This is a genomic window from Petroclostridium sp. X23, from assembly GCF_030013905.1.
Lineage (GTDB): Bacteria > Bacillota > Clostridia > SK-Y3 > SK-Y3 > X23.
On sequence record NZ_CP124862.1, the window covers coordinates 4,619,003 to 4,633,929 of the forward strand.

A 14,927-nucleotide genomic window follows, 5' to 3' on the forward strand; every position below is an offset into this window, starting at 1 on the left:
GCCCGCAGATATCGTAATAAAACATCGGGTGGACAGAGTCGTCCACCCCTACAGGTACTAGATTGAAATATGATTGATAAATAGAAAAAAGTAAAATATAAAATTTCTTAATCTTTTCTTTTGGAATTACAACCTCTTTTATTCAAATAACGATTTTACTTCATACGTCACATTCTTTCCATCCACGGTAATGAGAATATACTGTATGTCATCGGCTTTTTGTGCAATGTTTTGTGCGGTAATTTCTTGAATGCCTTTGGTAGATAAATATCTAACCCCACGATAAATATTGGCATTATTTTTTCCGCCATTGTAAAGGAAGAACACATTTTTATTCTGTTTTTGCACTATCTCTTCGGTAAGCACATCTTTTAGCAAATTTGCTTCCATTGGATCGGTAAAGCCGTTTTCGCCATCCAATGGAGACGGCATCAATATGAATACATTATCACTTTTTATGGATGAAATCTGATTCTTGAGTTTTAACCACTGGGTCTCATCCGGTTCCCGCAGTGTTCGTTTGCTGGAATCCAAAGTGATAAACAGGTTATTATCCAAAGCTTTTGAATTAAAGCCATTTGTAATCATAGACGGTACTTTCAAGCCTGATAAAGTACTCGCATCGTTAAACCCTAAAAATACGGCTGCATCGCTGTTGTTATTAGCCGCGTTTATCATTTTTTTCATAAGAATATTATCTAATAATGTACGTGATTGTATCGTATTTCCGAATACCATTACCCTAAAGGGCTTACTGTCGCTGGAGAGTGTAGGAGCAGTATTCAAAGGATCAGCGTATTTGGTGTTCTCAGGCAGTTGGACAGCGTCTCCGGAATCTTTTACAACCAAAGTGAGATCATCAAAGTATACTGTACCCGTACCTTTTATTGTTTGGTCGGTCTGCGCGATATATAACCTGTCTAAAGTAAGCGGGAAAGCAGCGGTTGCCGGTACATCGGCTTCTACATATTTCCAACCGTCCCATTCCATATTGCCGGCGAGATTAAGCCTAAAGATATTTCCGTTTGCATCGGTAAGCTGCGCTCTTAGCCAATGCGAATAAGTCGGTTGAGAATAAACCCATACGCCAATCTTTGATACGTCTTTGGAAATAGGAATACCGGTATTCAATTTTAAATATGCCGCTTTACTGGCAGCAATATCGGCAGAAAAGTCAAAGGTCAATTGGCCTGCGCTTTTACCATTCTTTATGGTGGATGTCGATAGGTTGTATGAACCGGCAACCTGAGCCGGATAGCCTATAAAAGTACCGTTTAATGTCTCAAAAGCATCGGTAACTTTTTTATTGCTTGAGGATACGACAGCATATGCATGTACATCTCCTACCGAAGCTTTAATAATTCCACCATCAGGGCTGGAAATGGTAAGTTTTTCATCCTTAATGCTTGCCGCATTGTTTTGAACCAACCATGTGATATCATTGGTACTGATGGGGGCAACATAGCCATTCTTATTCAGCCCTTGAATTTTCACATCAAAGCTTTGACCTGTACTCCCATAGAATTTTGAAGGTGTCATTATAAGTTCTACCGGTGCGCTTAAAGAATATATATCGCTGCTTCCGGATACGCCGTTGTAGGTAGCTGTAACAGTTCCTGACCCTACCGATGACGGATAAAATACGTTATTCTTAAAGCTGCCATCGATACCGCTAACAGCCCATTTTACTTTAGACACATCAATAGCTACAGGATTGTAATTGCTGTCATAGCCTTTTACAGTCAACGGCAAGGAAGTATTGACAAACACATTTGTATCGAGCGGCTCAACAATAATGGCACTTAAGTTCGTCTTGGGCGCGTTATTGACAATGCCCAATCCGGTACTGATATTTCTTAAACCTCCATCCGAAGGAGAGTTAATCACGCTCAGCGTTTCTTCGCCGGGAAGACGTGCAATCATGGTAGTAGAACCGCCGCCATCCATTTCAATCGCATTATAGCAGCCCAGGTTCTTCATGAATTCGGCCATTTCACTTTGAGTCATACCACCGCTGATGGATTGCCTTCCGTCCACTGTCACCAGATACATATACTTATTAGAGGCATCCGTACCTACAGCGGTAATGGGGATTTTTCCATAATGCTTCCATGTAATGTTATGCGGCTGTCCATCTTTCAAAAGCAGGGTTCCACCGCTAACAGCGGTTTGAATGGAACTAAAATCAGGGTTTGTAAGGGTACTTATATTGACAAAATCACCTATTTTAAAGTTTTCGTCCAGAAAAGAATTATTTTGGCTGACGGCTGCCAGTATAAATCCGTTTTTCGGAATAGTAGTACCCGGCATATCTTTACGGATTTCGATGACTCTGGAGTTATCAACCACTACTTCAATAATGCCCTTATACAAACCGTCTGAGCCAACCGATAAGCCATCCCAATTTTTGTCATACATAATGATGGAATTCAGGTTGTAATCACTGTAATATTTATTTACAAGACCGATGCCGGCACTTGTACCGTTTGGTGCAATTACTTTAATATCGCTATTCCAGTAGGTGTAGAAAGGGAGTTTGTTTTTAGTAACCCCCAAGGTGGCGAATTTATCTTCTGTATATGACTGTGCGGAAACAATTGCACCATTTTTTATAACCGTACCTACCGGCCAGGAAATAGGGACAGGCTTAGCGATTTTTGAAAAGTAATCGGCGTTGACCGCACCAATAATGTTTTGGTTGGTGGAAATTTTTAATAGGTTATTGTTATTTCTGATTCCGTTTTGATCATACAACGCATCCACATCAATATGATTCTGCGATAAATCGACCTTCATCACACTAATGTTGAGCCATCCTTTAGTAGTAAACTGACGGATACTGTTAAGTGTGACTCCCTTGGCAAGGGTAGTTTCCGAGTTTTTCGTATGGATTACGGTATAATCTGCCGCATAGGCAGTTGAAAAATATGTAAAAACAATACAAAGTATTATCAGCAAAGCGATTGGTTTTTTCATCATTAAATTTCCTTTCGTGTATTCATAGAATTTTAAACTTGTTGTTTTTGGCCGATACATCAAGATGGACTTCAGTCTTAATTGCTATATTTGCTCACCACCTATTATCAATTACCTACCACCCTTATTATATTTTACCAAAAGTACGGTGTAATAGAGATTAAGAATGTTTTACATTTCGATTACAAAACGATGCATAATGATATATAATAATGATGCAACCCGTTTAGATGAATGCACAAATCATTTTACTTGCAATAAACAGGGTTTGCTTGTATAATTATAAAAGCGCATTTTTAAATACATCGGAATAGTGTATTTTCAATGTGGATTAATGATGGAGGTGTAGTGAAAGTGTCACAAGAAACCGGTATAATTTTATCATTCATATTGTACTTAGGGTTGATGCTGTTCGTGGGGTGGTTCTTTTACAAAAGGACGCAAAATCTTTCCGATTATATATTAGGAGGAAGACAGTTAAATAAATGGGTTACGTCTCTTAGTGCACAAGCTTCCGATATGAGTGGATGGTTGCTTTTAGGACTTCCCGGCCTTGCGTACTTGACAGGGATGGGAGAAGCTTTTTGGGTTGCGTGTGGACTGGCTTTGGGTACGTATTTAAACTGGAAGTTTGTAGCGAAACGTCTTAGGCAGTATACGCAGATATCAGGGAACTCTCTTACATTGCCGGATTACTTTGAAAACAGGTTCAGAGATCATTCGAAGATACTCCGTATCGTATCTGCGGTATTTATCCTTATCTTTTTTCTCATTTATACTGCGGCACAGTTTGCTGCGGGTGCCAAGCTTTTTAATACTGTCTTTGGGGTTCCTTATTTAATGGGTCTTGCCATTGGTGCGCTTGTAATTATTTCGTATACATTTATGGGTGGGTTTATGGCAGTTTGTTGGACCGACTTCTTTCAAGGGATGTTAATGTTTTTTGCTATACTTATCGTACCTATTGCAGCTGTGTTTGCATTGGGGGGCACAGGGGTAACTCTGGATAAAATAGCGGCAGTTGATCCTGCATTTTTAAATATCATGGCTTCAACGGGCGGGAAAATGCTGACGGTAATGACCATTGTATCTTCATTGGCATGGGGGCTCGGTTATTTCGGAATGCCGCATATTTTAGTGCGTTTTATGGCAATACGTTCATCGGACGAAATCAAACCGGCCAGAACCATTGCAATGGTGTGGGTACTTATTTCCTTGGCTGCAGCGCTATTTGTAGGAGTTGTAGGGAGAGTTTATCTTACGCAGACATTAGAAGGAGCAGCTTCGGAAACAGTGTTTATGGTGATGGTGAACCAGTTGTTCCCGACCCTTATTGCCGGCATACTGCTGGCAGCGATATTGGCGGCTACCATGAGTACGGCTGATTCTCAACTGCTTGTTACCTCATCTGCCATATCGCAGGATTTTTACAAGGCTTTATTTAGAAAGAACGCTGGTGATAAGGAATTGGTTTTGGTAGGAAGATTAACGGTTGTAGGTGTGTCGGTATTGGCTTTCATACTGGCAATCAATCCCGACAGCTCGGTATTTAAACTGGTTTCATACGCATGGGCTGGTTTTGGAGCGGCCTTTGGGCCTACCATTCTGCTGTCATTGTTCTGGAAGAGGATGACAAAATCCGGTGCACTGGCCGGAATTGTGACGGGTGGAATTACAGTGCTTATCTGGCAGCAGTTAAAGGGTGGAATATTTGATCTATATGAAATTGTACCTGGCTTCATCCTATCAGTGATTGCAATTGTGATTGTAAGTTTGCTTGATAAGCAGCCTTCAAAGGAAATACAAGATGAATTTGAATCGGTAGGAGTAAGTAAAATATAATAGAAGAACTAAAAAATCCAATTCGGCAGCCGCCGAGTCGGATTTTTTAGTTCTTAGCGTGTGACTATAATTTATAGGAGATTGCGATAAAATCGAATTTAGCACATAGAAGGAGTGAAGCATGGGGATGCAAGACTTGGGGACTGGTCTGCTGTCAGGCCTGGTTTTTGGCCGGACTGCGGCCCTGTCCCCATGTGTTGCCCTGACCAATTAAGCACTTTTTCACAATGTCCTATAGATAAAATTCAAACAAGTTATTGACATATGCCAAAAACAGTAATAGAATAAATATCAGTTTAAGAGTAATCTAAAGAACTAATCTTCATTCAAAGCTAAACCTCAAAAAAAATATTGAAATATATATAGTAATACGGTATGCTATTGTTAGTTTGAAATGAGGTGATGGAAATAGTGCTGGATGAAGAAAAAGGTATATACACAATCGGTACCGTAAGCGAGCTTATAAGTGAGCATCCTGAAACATTAAGGGTGTGGGAACGGAATGGCATTATTCAACCTGAAAGGGTTAATAACCAGAGAAGATATTCGAATAACGATCTGAAAAGGCTGAAATTTGTGAAGTATCTTCTTGACAGCAAGGGCCTGAACATTGCCGGGGTTAAACAAGTTACCGATATGTATTCCTGCTGGTATATGAGGCATTGCAGCGGAGGTGCTATGAAAAACAGTACCATGCCTATTAATAAGTCAAAGCCTTGCTGGAAACTTGAAGGTGCTTTTTGCTTCAAGGCGAATGATAAAGCGGATATGTGCAGTACCTGTACTGTATACCAGAATTGTAAGGACTGCGATAAAATATATGAATAGGATTTTAATGGGAGAAATACTAGAAATATAAACATAAATTTTTGTATTTAATTCCTATATGCACTTTTAGGCTTATGGGTTAAATAAATTTATTTAAGTATTATCAATAAAAATATTTAGAGGTGATGATAATGCAACAATCAAGTTGCGAAGCACAGAAGAATCAGGCACAGGATTTTTTATGCCCAACCAATGAATATAACGACATCCGCAAGGTCATTGCAGTACTAAGCGGTAAGGGGGGAGTAGGCAAATCGATGGTCACATCTCTTCTTTCCGTAATGATGAGAAGAAAGGGATTTAAGGTAGGGATTTTGGATGCGGATATAACCGGACCATCCATCCCAAAGATGTTTGGTATAAACGGAAGAGCCGGAGGAAACGAAAACGGTCTTTTTCCAAAAAGCTCACACAATGATATTAAAGTGATGTCGGTGAACCTTTTGTTGGATCAGGCTGATGCGCCGGTGATATGGAGGGGCCCCCTTATTGCAAACACGGTAAAGCAATTTTGGACAGACGTTCTTTGGGGCGATTTGGACTATCTGTTTATCGACATGCCGCCCGGCACAGGGGATATTCCACTAACCGTATTTCAATCCATTCCGTTGGATGGCATTATTATCGTAACATCACCGCAGGATCTGGTTTCACTCATTGTTAAAAAAGCCTATAATATGGCGAAAGCAATGAATATTCCTATCTTAGGATTAGTAGAGAATATGAGTTATATCCAGTGCCCTGATTGCGGGAAGCAAATTGAAGTATTCGGGAAGAGCAATTTGGATGATATTGCACGTGAAATGGGATTAGATGTATTAGCTCGTCTGCCCATTGATCCTCAAATCAGCTTTTTGAGTGATCAGGGAGAAATAGAGAAATATAGCACCCAGCATTTAGATACCTGTATCAATAAAATCGAAAATCAATTGGAAGGAGTGGAGAGCAAGTGAAAATCGCAATGCCATGTTCTGAGAAGAGTATCGATAGTCAAGTTAATCAAACTTTTGGAAGAAGTCCGTTCTTTATCATTGTTGATTCGGATACAATAGCGTATGATGCTATCGAAAATCCCGCCATGAACGCAAGCGGAGGTGCGGGGATTCAAGCTGCGCAAACCATTGTTGACAGTGGTGCACAGGCGCTTATCACAGCCCGTTGCGGACAGAATGCCTCGGATGTGCTAAAACCGGCCGGAGTTAAGTTGTATAAAGCAATTCCGGGCACAGTAAAACAGCTGGTGGAAGCATTTAAAGATGGTAAGCTTGAAGAACTCAATGATATTCATCCGGGATACCATGGAGAAAGGTGAATAAATAAACCATGAAAATATGTGTATTAAGCGGCAAGGGTGGGGCTGGAAAAACACTTGTAGCGGTAAATCTTGCTTATGTGGTACATGATTCTGCATATATTGACTGTGATGTAGAAGAGCCGAATGGTGCTATTTTTCTAAAGTCTGATATTCTAAAGCGGAAACCGGTAGACGTAAAAGTACCGGAAGCTATTTCAGAACGGTGCAAAGGCTGTAGGAAATGCATCCAATTTTGTAAATTCAATGCATTGGCTTTTATTAAAAACAAAGTAACCGTGTTCCCGGAACTCTGCCACAGCTGTGGCGGATGTGTTAAAGCATGTGATTTTGGTGCGCTGAAAGAAATAGAAAGAAGCATTGGTGTGATAGAAGAAGGGGTGGCCGGAGATGTCCGCTTTTATCATGGTATATTAAATCACAATGAGCCTACAGGGGTGGCGATTATAAAAGAGTTGCTGTCAAGTGCAGTTCATCAGGATAAAACCATTATCGATTGTCCTCCGGGATGCTCATGCTCCGTCATGGAAAGTATTGATGGCTGCGATTTTTGTATACTTGTAACAGAGCCCACTTTGTTTGGTATACACAACATGAATATGGTTTATGAATTAACAAAATTGTTTTCCATTCCCTGCGGTGTTGTCATCAATAAAGCGATAACAGGAAACCATGTGGCTCATGATTTTTGCAGGGAACATAATATTCCCATATTGATGGAGATTCCTTTTAGCAAGGAAATCGCCAGGCTGAGCTCGGAAGGTCTGATTATTAGCTCAAAATTATCTGATTGCAGACAAAAATTTTTGGACATGCATCATGCGATGATGGAGGTGAAGGCCAATGAAGCAGTTAGTCATTCTCAGCGGTAAAGGAGGCACAGGAAAAACAACGGTTGCCGGTGCTTTTATAAGACTCGCTCAAGACAAAGCCTTTGCCGATTGCGATGTGGACGCTCCAAACCTTCATCTGGTGATGAACGATCTGCATCAAATAGCTGAGAATGAATTCTATGCATTGAAAAAAGCGGTGAAATATGAAGAGGCATGTGTTCATTGCGGCAAGTGTGAGCAAAACTGCCGGTTTGGAGCAATAACCAATGGTACGGTGAATATCCATCACTGTGAAGGCTGTGGCGTATGTGAATATTTCTGTACTGCGGCAAGTCTTACAGGTATTGCGGCTATACGGCTGGAAGATAATGTGTCAGGTCATACCTACGTATCAAAAGTAAACGAAGAAACTTTCTCCCATGCGCAATTGAAGATAGGGAATGGAGCAAGCGGAAAACTGGTCACTGAAGTAAGAAAAAGGCTTTATAGTCAAATGAAAGATGAGAAGCTTGTTATCATAGATGGTTCTCCGGGAATAGGATGCCCTGTTATTGCTTCGGTAACCGGAACAGATGCTGTGTTGGTAGTGACAGAACCAAGCCTATCCGGACTTCATGACCTTAAACGGATTGTCCAAGTAGCAAGGAGATTTGAAACACCCTGTGCCGTATGCATTAATAAGTATGATGTAAATATTGAAGTAGCCGAACAAATAGAGCAGTATTGTCATGATGAGAAGATATTGTTTGCAGGCAGGATTCCCTATGACTCTGCTGTGATAGAAGCAGTGAACTGCAACAAGTCTATTATAGAATACCACTTAAGTCCCGCAGCACAAGCAGTAAATGAATTGTGGACCGAGATTAAAGAGTGGTTGGATAAATAATAGTTTAATAAATCATGTTAAAGACGAAAGGAGAAATGGCATATGAAAATTGCTGTAGCAACTGAACGAGGTATGGTATGCCCTCATTTTGGGCATTGTGAGGGATTTACCATTTATGAAACAGAGGGGAAGGATGTAAAAAGCAGCAGCTTTGTTGAGAGTCCGGGCCATCGTCCGGGATTTTTGCCTGTTTTCTTGCATGAGCAAGGTGTAAATGTGATCATTGCAGGAGGAATGGGGGCAGGCGCAATCGAAATATTTGATGAAAAAGGGATTGAAGTCGTTACCGGAGCTTCAGGAAGTACAAAAGATATCGTTAACCAATATGTTCAAGGGGAGTTGAAGTCATCCGGCAGTATATGCAATGAGCACCAGCATGCGGGAGAATGCGGAGGACACTAAGCTTTTCTAAATCTGTATTAGATAAATAAAAATATAATGGTCAGGTATCCAGAAAAATCCGGAGGGACAGGTAATACTGTATCCTACCGGATTTTTTGATAAAAATATATTGACAAAATTCAGTTATTTGCATATTATATGAGTATAATTGAATATGGTAATAAGGTGGCGAGAAGATGAACATTGTGGATATTTTTAAAGCACTGGGAGATGAAAATAGGATTAGAATTCTAAATGTGCTTATGCAAGAAGAATTGTGTGTTTGTGAGTTAGAGACCATATTGGATATGACACAATCCAATGCTTCAAGGCATTTGATAAAGTTAAAGCATGCCGGTATAGTGACGTCATATAAAAAGTCTCAATGGGTGATTAATAAAATCGATGACAAATTTATTCAGCAAAACAGGTTGCTTTATGATTATCTAAAGAATGAGGCGGCTAAGAACGTTGACTGGAAGAAAGACAGGGAACGTCTTAACAAATATAAGAGCAGCAGTTATACTTGCGAACAGTTAAGGGAAGATATGTGTGCAGTTAAAAAATTTTTGGAGGGATGATAATGAATAATAACGAAGCAAAAAAAGACGAAAAGGGCTTGGATCTGTTTGGTAAATACCTGACCGTATGGGTTACTCTATGTATTATAGCGGGAGTGGCAATAGGACAGTTATTTCCGGCATTCCCGGAGACATTAAGCAGATTCGAATATGCCCATGTATCCATTCCGGTAGCTATTCTAATCTGGTTGATGATTTATCCGATGATGCTCAAAATTGATTTTTCCAGTATCGTGGAGGCAACAAAGAAACCGAAGGGGTTAACGGTTACTTGTGTAACCAATTGGCTGATTAAACCATTTACTATGTACCTGATCGCGGGATTCTTCTTTAATGTTGTATTTAAACAGTGGATTTCTGCTGATCTGGCTACCGATTACCTGGCCGGAGCAGTACTATTAGGAGCAGCACCCTGTACTGCGATGGTATTTGTATGGAGCCACTTAACCAAAGGAGACCCAGCGTATACATTGGTACAGGTAGCGGTAAATGACTTGATTCTTCTATTCGCATTTACACCTATTGTAGCATTTTTACTTGGTGTGAGTAATGTGATTGTTCCTTATGAGACATTATTTTTATCGGTGGTACTATTTGTAGTGATCCCGCTGGCAGGAGGATACTTATCCAGAAAATACATTATCAAATCTAAGGGACAGGAATATTTTGAAAAAGTATTTCTTAAAAAGTTTGATAATATCACCATTATAGGATTGCTTCTGACCTTGGTGATTATCTTCTCGTTCCAGGGAGAAATCATTCTCGGTAATCCTCTGCATATTGTATTAATAGCAATACCGCTGATTATTCAAACATTTTTCATATTCTTTATTGCCTATGGATGGGCAAAAGTGTGGAAACTGCCTCATGATATTGCAGCACCTGCAGGAATGATAGGTGCAAGTAATTTCTTCGAACTTGCAGTTGCAGTTGCAATCGCATTATTCAAATTGGAATCGGGAGCAACATTAGCAACAGTAGTAGGTGTATTAGTTGAGGTGCCATTAATGCTAACGCTGGTTAAAATAGCAAACAAAACAAGACATTGGTTCAAATAAATATTGTGAAGAGGTGTATATTTATGAAAAAGAAAGTTGCGTTTGTATGCGTTCACAATTCATGCCGTTCCCAGATGGCAGAAGGCTGGGCGAAAAAATTAGGCCGTGAAGTATTGGAAGCCTATTCAGCTGGAACAGAAAACTATCCTGAAGTGAAGCCGTTGGCAGTTCAAGTCATGGAAGAAGCAGGGGTGGATATGAGCGAACATCATCCGAAACTATTAAGTGATATTCCGGCGGAGCTAGATATCCTTATTACAATGGGATGCAATGTGGAATGCCCTTTTGTACCATGTGAGTACAGAGAGGATTGGGGACTCACTGATCCTTCAGGAGGCCCGGCAGAGGGTTTTAGAGAAACGAGGGATATTATTAAAGGTAAAGTTAAAGATTTAATTAAGAGAATTGAAAGCAATGAACTATGATGTTATTAATCTTAAATACAAAAGAGTACACGGAGAGAAATTTCCTGTACTTTTTATTTTTTATCATGGATATGTTGACACAAAGAGATGAGAGGTATATAATACTTATATACACATATGAGTATATAAGTATTAAAATAATTTTATACAAAAGAGCCGGTGAGAGGGTGGTCGTATGAATAAACTAACTAATTTTTTCAAAGTGCTTTCGGATGAAACACGTTTGAGAATATTGATTTTACTCTATCATAAGAAACTTTGTGTTTGTGAAATGTGCGGTATTACAGGTGAAGCACAACCTAAGATATCAAAACATCTTGCCAAACTTAGAGATATGGGATTTGTAAAAGACGCAAGGCAAGAGCAGTTCATATTTTATGAATTGAATTTTCAAGAACAATTATATCAAGATATTTTAAAAAATATAGTGGATGATATAGACCGCTATCCGGTACTTAAAAGTGATATTGAAAAATCTAAAGATGCTGAAAAGTATCTTGAAGCATGCCAAAAATGATGTAAGGGGGATTCAAAATGAGCATATTAGCACAAGTATTTGGCGCGCTAAACGATCAGTTATTAAAAATGACATGGTTATATGAACTTGTAAAGTTATTGGTAGAGAAAGTATTTAAACTATCTATTGAAGACAGACTGGGAGGAAGCATCCACTTCTTTATCTATGATACGATAAAGATTTTTATCCTGCTATCTGTATTAATCTTTGCGATATCCTATATCCAAAGTTACTTTCCGCCTGAAAGGACCAAGAAAATTCTTGGCGGCATAAAAGGAATTAAAGGAAATATTCTTGGAGCGCTGCTTGGAACAGTAACACCTTTTTGCAGTTGCTCAAGCATACCGTTATTTATAGGTTTTACATCGGCAGGACTGCCATTGGGTGTTACGTTTTCTTTCCTAATATCATCACCGCTTGTAGACTTGGCGTCCTTTCTGATCTTGATGTCTTTCTTTGGGATTAAGATTGCATTAGCTTATGTCATTGTGGGATTGATTCTTGCTGTTGCAGGCGGTACGCTTATCGATAAGTTAAAGATGGAAGAACACGTTCAAAGTTATGTAAGGGATATAAAAAGTGTGGATGTGGAAGCTGAAGAAATGTCTCGCGACGAAAGAATATCCTATGCAAAAGAACAAGTGAAGGAAATTATCCATAGAGTATGGATATATATATTCATTGGTGTAGGTATAGGAGCTGCGATTCATAATTGGATTCCGCAATCAATTATTGAGACAGTGATCGGAGGCAACAATCCATTTGCCGTTATATTGGCTGCCGCTGTAGGTATTCCAATGTATGCTGATATATTCGGTACTATTCCCATTGCAGAAGCACTGTTTGGCAAAGGGGTGGGCATAGGTACGGTATTATCCTTCATGATGGCGGTAACGGCTCTCTCTCTTCCTTCCATGATTATGCTTAGTAAGGTAGTGAAGACAAAATTATTAGCAATATTCATTACGATTGTATCTATAGGGATCATCATAATCGGATATTTATTTAATGCATTTTCTTATGTTTTTATATAGAATACAAGAAAAAAATCTAATTTTCAGGAGGTAATGTCAATGGTTATTAAAGTATTAGGTTCAGGATGTGCAAGCTGTAAGAAGCTGGAGGCAAATGCAAAAGAGGCAGTAAAAGAGCTAGGTCTTGATGCTTCTGTAGAAAAGGTTGAAGATATCAAAGATATCATGGCCTATGGCGTGATGAAAACACCTGCTCTTGTGGTGGATGAACAGGTAAAAGTGATGGGGCGGGTTCCATCTGTAGAAGACATTAAAAAATACTTATAATTTATGCATCTCTTTTAAACAGCCCCATCTATAAATATGAAACATATTTATAGATGGGGCTGTTTGTTTTTAATAATAGAATTTACATTATTTTATTGTTCGTCAAATATCAACTGGTCTTCTTTATTAAAGAAAGTCTTGTATCCTAATTGAACAAAGAGTATTACGGTTAATGCAACACTTCCAAGGATGCCCAGCATGATTGCGATCTGATATTCAATTGCGGTAACAGGTGATGTGCCGGATAATATTTGACCCGTCATCATGCCTGGTAAAAAGACAATCCCCATTCCTACCATCGAGTTAATGGTGGGAAGGATTGCGGAATCGAAAGCATTATTGACAATTTGCCTGGAAGCGGCTTTAGGGGTAGCACCGAGCATTAATGCTGTTTCCACAAGATTTTTTTGCATGCTCATTCCATCAGTAAGTCGTGTTACACCAAGAGAGATTCCGGTCATGGAATTTCCGATGAGCATTCCGGCAATAGGTATAAAATATCTGGGATCATACCAGGGAGATACACTCATAACGACAAGGACAAAGAAGACAAGGCTGGATAGTGTTCCGGTGACCATGGAGACCGCTATAATTCTTTTCATCTTGTTTGACAGTTTTATTTTTATCCGTTTAATAATATTATAAATTGCGAACACTTCCATTGCTGCGATTACCATGATGGTATATAGCGGGTATGGATGATCAAACAGATAAACAAGAATATACCCGGTTAGGACTAATTGCAACGTCATCCTAAAAGTAGATAATAATATTTCTTTTTCTCGCGGAATACCTCTCAATCTTACGATAAGCAGTAATAGCAGAATAAATATATACGCCGCTGCCATCTGCCATACTTGAAGATTAATAATTTTATCCATTTTGTTTTATGCCCCCTTTTGGCTAGTCACTTTACCTTGCTTAATTTCTATAATATAATCTGAAAAATGCTGCGCGATTTTTTTTGAATGAGTAACCATGATCAGCGTTTTATTATATTTTTTTGCATAGGCAACCATTTTATCAATAATCAAGTGTTCGGTATCTTCATCTAAAGCGGAAGAGGGCTCATCTAACAGGAAGACATCGGGGTTTAAGAGTAATACCCTTCCAAGAGCCAATCTTTGCTTTTCACCGCCGGATAACTTTTCGGCCTCATCATCTAATGGTTTCATTAGATGCACCATTTTTAAGGTTTCCAGTAGCAGGTCATCAGATACGATTGGCTTCTCCGCAAAGTGTAAGCCTATAAGTAAATTATCCCTCACAGTTCCGGAAAAAATTGCAGGTGTCTGAGAGAGCATTACAATTTTCCGCCTTAATTCAACAGATGAGATATCCCTTAAAGGCATATTTTCAAAAAAGATTTCTCCGGTATCACAACTGATCAGTTTGTTTAGCATTCTCAACAAAGTGGTCTTGCCGCTTCCGCTTTCTCCGACAACACAAGTGACTTTATTGCCGGGGATCACAAGGCTTGCAATATCAAGTATTTTTTTATATTTAACCTTTTCTAAACGAAACATCATAAAACCCCCTTTGTCGTTAATCTTTGATTTCTTTAAACAGTTCATACGCTTTTTGTTTTGCTTCTGTCAAGATATGCTCACCTTGATTCGTAATCTTATAGTACTTTCTGATTTTACCTTCAACCACTCTATCCTCTTTCTCTAACAGTCCATTAGATTGCATACTGTGAAGAATCGGGTAAAGTGTTCCCGGACTCATGGCATACCCGTGTTCTTGTAATTCTTCAATTATCCACGAACCAAAAAAAGGCTCTTTCTTTGCATGATGAAGAATATGTATTTGGATAAAACCAAGAAATAACTTTCTTATAATCTGGTCTTGCATGGCATATCACTCCTAATATATACTATATCGAAGTACGATAACGAAATACAATATCATTATATCAACAATTTTGGTGTTTATCAACACACAATCTTTTTCCAATTTAATCATATTGTTAAGGGAAATGTGGAAC

General features: G+C 39.1%; 17 protein-coding genes. 13 read left to right on the forward strand and 4 right to left on the reverse strand.

The features are described 5' to 3' along the window. Nucleotides 1-138: 138 nt before the first annotated feature. Nucleotides 139-2,979: a phosphodiester glycosidase family protein gene (locus QKW49_RS21685; RefSeq protein WP_282864728.1), complete on the reverse strand. Its 2,841-nt coding sequence runs from the start codon at nucleotides 2,977-2,979 to the stop codon at nucleotides 139-141. 351 nt (nucleotides 2,980-3,330) lie between these two features. Between QKW49_RS21685 and putP the strand changes: the two genes are divergently transcribed. The 13 genes from putP (at nucleotide 3,331) to QKW49_RS21750 (ending at nucleotide 12,940) form a co-directional block, all read left to right on the forward strand. Further along, entirely contained in the window at nucleotides 3,331-4,818 is a 1,488-nt protein-coding gene (putP, locus tag QKW49_RS21690) for a sodium/proline symporter PutP (protein ID WP_282868209.1), read from the forward strand. Between the two features lie 411 nt (nucleotides 4,819-5,229). Further along, nucleotides 5,230-5,646 carry a MerR family transcriptional regulator gene (locus QKW49_RS21695; RefSeq protein ID WP_282864729.1) on the forward strand — a complete coding sequence of 139 codons (417 nt, stop codon included), beginning with the start codon at nucleotides 5,230-5,232 and terminating at the stop codon, nucleotides 5,644-5,646. 131 nt (nucleotides 5,647-5,777) lie between these two features. Further along, nucleotides 5,778-6,599, forward strand: a complete 822-nt coding sequence (locus tag QKW49_RS21700) for an Mrp/NBP35 family ATP-binding protein (protein WP_282864730.1) — start codon at nucleotides 5,778-5,780, stop codon at nucleotides 6,597-6,599. Further along, entirely contained in the window at nucleotides 6,596-6,958 is a 363-nt protein-coding gene (locus QKW49_RS21705) for a NifB/NifX family molybdenum-iron cluster-binding protein (protein ID WP_282864731.1), read from the forward strand. The genes QKW49_RS21700 and QKW49_RS21705 overlap by 4 nt, the downstream gene beginning before the upstream one ends. Nucleotides 6,959-6,969: 11 nt before the next feature. Next, nucleotides 6,970-7,830: an ATP-binding protein gene (locus tag QKW49_RS21710; protein ID WP_282864732.1), complete on the forward strand. Its 861-nt coding sequence runs from the start codon at nucleotides 6,970-6,972 to the stop codon at nucleotides 7,828-7,830. After that, nucleotides 7,802-8,677 (forward strand): ATP-binding protein, encoded by an 876-nt coding sequence (locus tag QKW49_RS21715; protein WP_282864733.1) that lies wholly within the window; start codon nucleotides 7,802-7,804, stop codon nucleotides 8,675-8,677. The genes QKW49_RS21710 and QKW49_RS21715 overlap by 29 nt, the downstream gene beginning before the upstream one ends. 42 nt (nucleotides 8,678-8,719) lie before the next feature. Beyond that, a complete protein-coding gene (locus QKW49_RS21720; protein WP_282864734.1) occupies nucleotides 8,720-9,079 on the forward strand; it encodes a NifB/NifX family molybdenum-iron cluster-binding protein in 360 nt (119 codons plus the stop codon). 176 nt (nucleotides 9,080-9,255) lie between these two features. Continuing rightward, nucleotides 9,256-9,639, forward strand: coding sequence for a metalloregulator ArsR/SmtB family transcription factor (locus QKW49_RS21725; protein WP_282864735.1), 384 nt, complete (start codon nucleotides 9,256-9,258; stop codon nucleotides 9,637-9,639). Nucleotides 9,640-9,641: 2 nt separating this feature from the next. Next, nucleotides 9,642-10,697 carry an ACR3 family arsenite efflux transporter gene (gene arsB / locus QKW49_RS21730; RefSeq protein ID WP_282864736.1) on the forward strand — a complete coding sequence of 352 codons (1,056 nt, stop codon included), beginning with the start codon at nucleotides 9,642-9,644 and terminating at the stop codon, nucleotides 10,695-10,697. A 23-nt stretch (nucleotides 10,698-10,720) separates the two neighbouring features. Continuing rightward, on the forward strand, nucleotides 10,721-11,122 hold the full coding sequence (locus QKW49_RS21735; protein WP_282864737.1) for an arsenate reductase ArsC: 402 nt from the start codon (nucleotides 10,721-10,723) through the stop codon (nucleotides 11,120-11,122). Between the two features lie 175 nt (nucleotides 11,123-11,297). Beyond that, nucleotides 11,298-11,639, forward strand: a complete 342-nt coding sequence (locus QKW49_RS21740) for a metalloregulator ArsR/SmtB family transcription factor (RefSeq protein ID WP_282864738.1) — start codon at nucleotides 11,298-11,300, stop codon at nucleotides 11,637-11,639. 17 nt (nucleotides 11,640-11,656) lie between these two features. Next, the gene (locus QKW49_RS21745) at nucleotides 11,657-12,673 is read left to right on the forward strand and encodes a permease (protein WP_282864739.1); all 1,017 of its coding nucleotides are present in this window, start codon (nucleotides 11,657-11,659) and stop codon (nucleotides 12,671-12,673) included. A 39-nt stretch (nucleotides 12,674-12,712) separates the two neighbouring features. After that, nucleotides 12,713-12,940: a thioredoxin family protein gene (locus QKW49_RS21750; RefSeq protein WP_282864740.1), complete on the forward strand. Its 228-nt coding sequence runs from the start codon at nucleotides 12,713-12,715 to the stop codon at nucleotides 12,938-12,940. 92 nt (nucleotides 12,941-13,032) lie between these two features. Here QKW49_RS21750 and fetB read toward each other — a convergent pair whose 3' ends face one another. Genes fetB through QKW49_RS21765 form a run of 3 tightly spaced genes read right to left on the reverse strand, consistent with a single transcriptional unit; the run spans nucleotide 13,033 to nucleotide 14,794 of the window. Further along, entirely contained in the window at nucleotides 13,033-13,821 is a 789-nt protein-coding gene (gene fetB, locus QKW49_RS21755; protein ID WP_282864741.1) for an iron export ABC transporter permease subunit FetB, read from the reverse strand. Nucleotides 13,822-13,827: 6 nt separating this feature from the next. Then, nucleotides 13,828-14,469 carry an ABC transporter ATP-binding protein gene (locus tag QKW49_RS21760; RefSeq protein ID WP_349239053.1) on the reverse strand — a complete coding sequence of 214 codons (642 nt, stop codon included), beginning with the start codon at nucleotides 14,467-14,469 and terminating at the stop codon, nucleotides 13,828-13,830. A 16-nt stretch (nucleotides 14,470-14,485) separates the two neighbouring features. Beyond that, nucleotides 14,486-14,794, reverse strand: a complete 309-nt coding sequence (locus tag QKW49_RS21765) for a PadR family transcriptional regulator (protein WP_282864742.1) — start codon at nucleotides 14,792-14,794, stop codon at nucleotides 14,486-14,488. Nucleotides 14,795-14,927: the final 133 nt, after the last annotated feature.

Bases quoted from the DNA above. Each gene is read 5' to 3' on its own strand.
- QKW49_RS21760 (WP_349239053.1), bottom strand. From the start codon at position 14,469: ATGATGTTTCGTTTAGAAAAGGTTAAATATAAAAAAATACTTGATATT.
- QKW49_RS21740 (WP_282864738.1), top strand. From the start codon at position 11,298: ATGAATAAACTAACTAATTTTTTCAAAGTGCTTTCGGATGAAACACGT.
- arsB (WP_282864736.1), top strand. From the start codon at position 9,642: ATGAATAATAACGAAGCAAAAAAAGACGAAAAGGGCTTGGATCTGTTT.
- QKW49_RS21750 (WP_282864740.1), top strand. From the start codon at position 12,713: ATGGTTATTAAAGTATTAGGTTCAGGATGTGCAAGCTGTAAGAAGCTG.
- QKW49_RS21725 (WP_282864735.1), top strand. From the start codon at position 9,256: ATGAACATTGTGGATATTTTTAAAGCACTGGGAGATGAAAATAGGATT.
- QKW49_RS21685 (WP_282864728.1), bottom strand. From the start codon at position 2,979: ATGATGAAAAAACCAATCGCTTTGCTGATAATACTTTGTATTGTTTTT.
- QKW49_RS21715 (WP_282864733.1), top strand. From the start codon at position 7,802: ATGAAGCAGTTAGTCATTCTCAGCGGTAAAGGAGGCACAGGAAAAACA.
- QKW49_RS21710 (WP_282864732.1), top strand. From the start codon at position 6,970: ATGAAAATATGTGTATTAAGCGGCAAGGGTGGGGCTGGAAAAACACTT.
- QKW49_RS21735 (WP_282864737.1), top strand. From the start codon at position 10,721: ATGAAAAAGAAAGTTGCGTTTGTATGCGTTCACAATTCATGCCGTTCC.
- fetB (WP_282864741.1), bottom strand. From the start codon at position 13,821: ATGGATAAAATTATTAATCTTCAAGTATGGCAGATGGCAGCGGCGTAT.
- QKW49_RS21700 (WP_282864730.1), top strand. From the start codon at position 5,778: ATGCAACAATCAAGTTGCGAAGCACAGAAGAATCAGGCACAGGATTTT.
- QKW49_RS21745 (WP_282864739.1), top strand. From the start codon at position 11,657: ATGAGCATATTAGCACAAGTATTTGGCGCGCTAAACGATCAGTTATTA.
- QKW49_RS21720 (WP_282864734.1), top strand. From the start codon at position 8,720: ATGAAAATTGCTGTAGCAACTGAACGAGGTATGGTATGCCCTCATTTT.
- QKW49_RS21765 (WP_282864742.1), bottom strand. From the start codon at position 14,794: ATGCAAGACCAGATTATAAGAAAGTTATTTCTTGGTTTTATCCAAATA.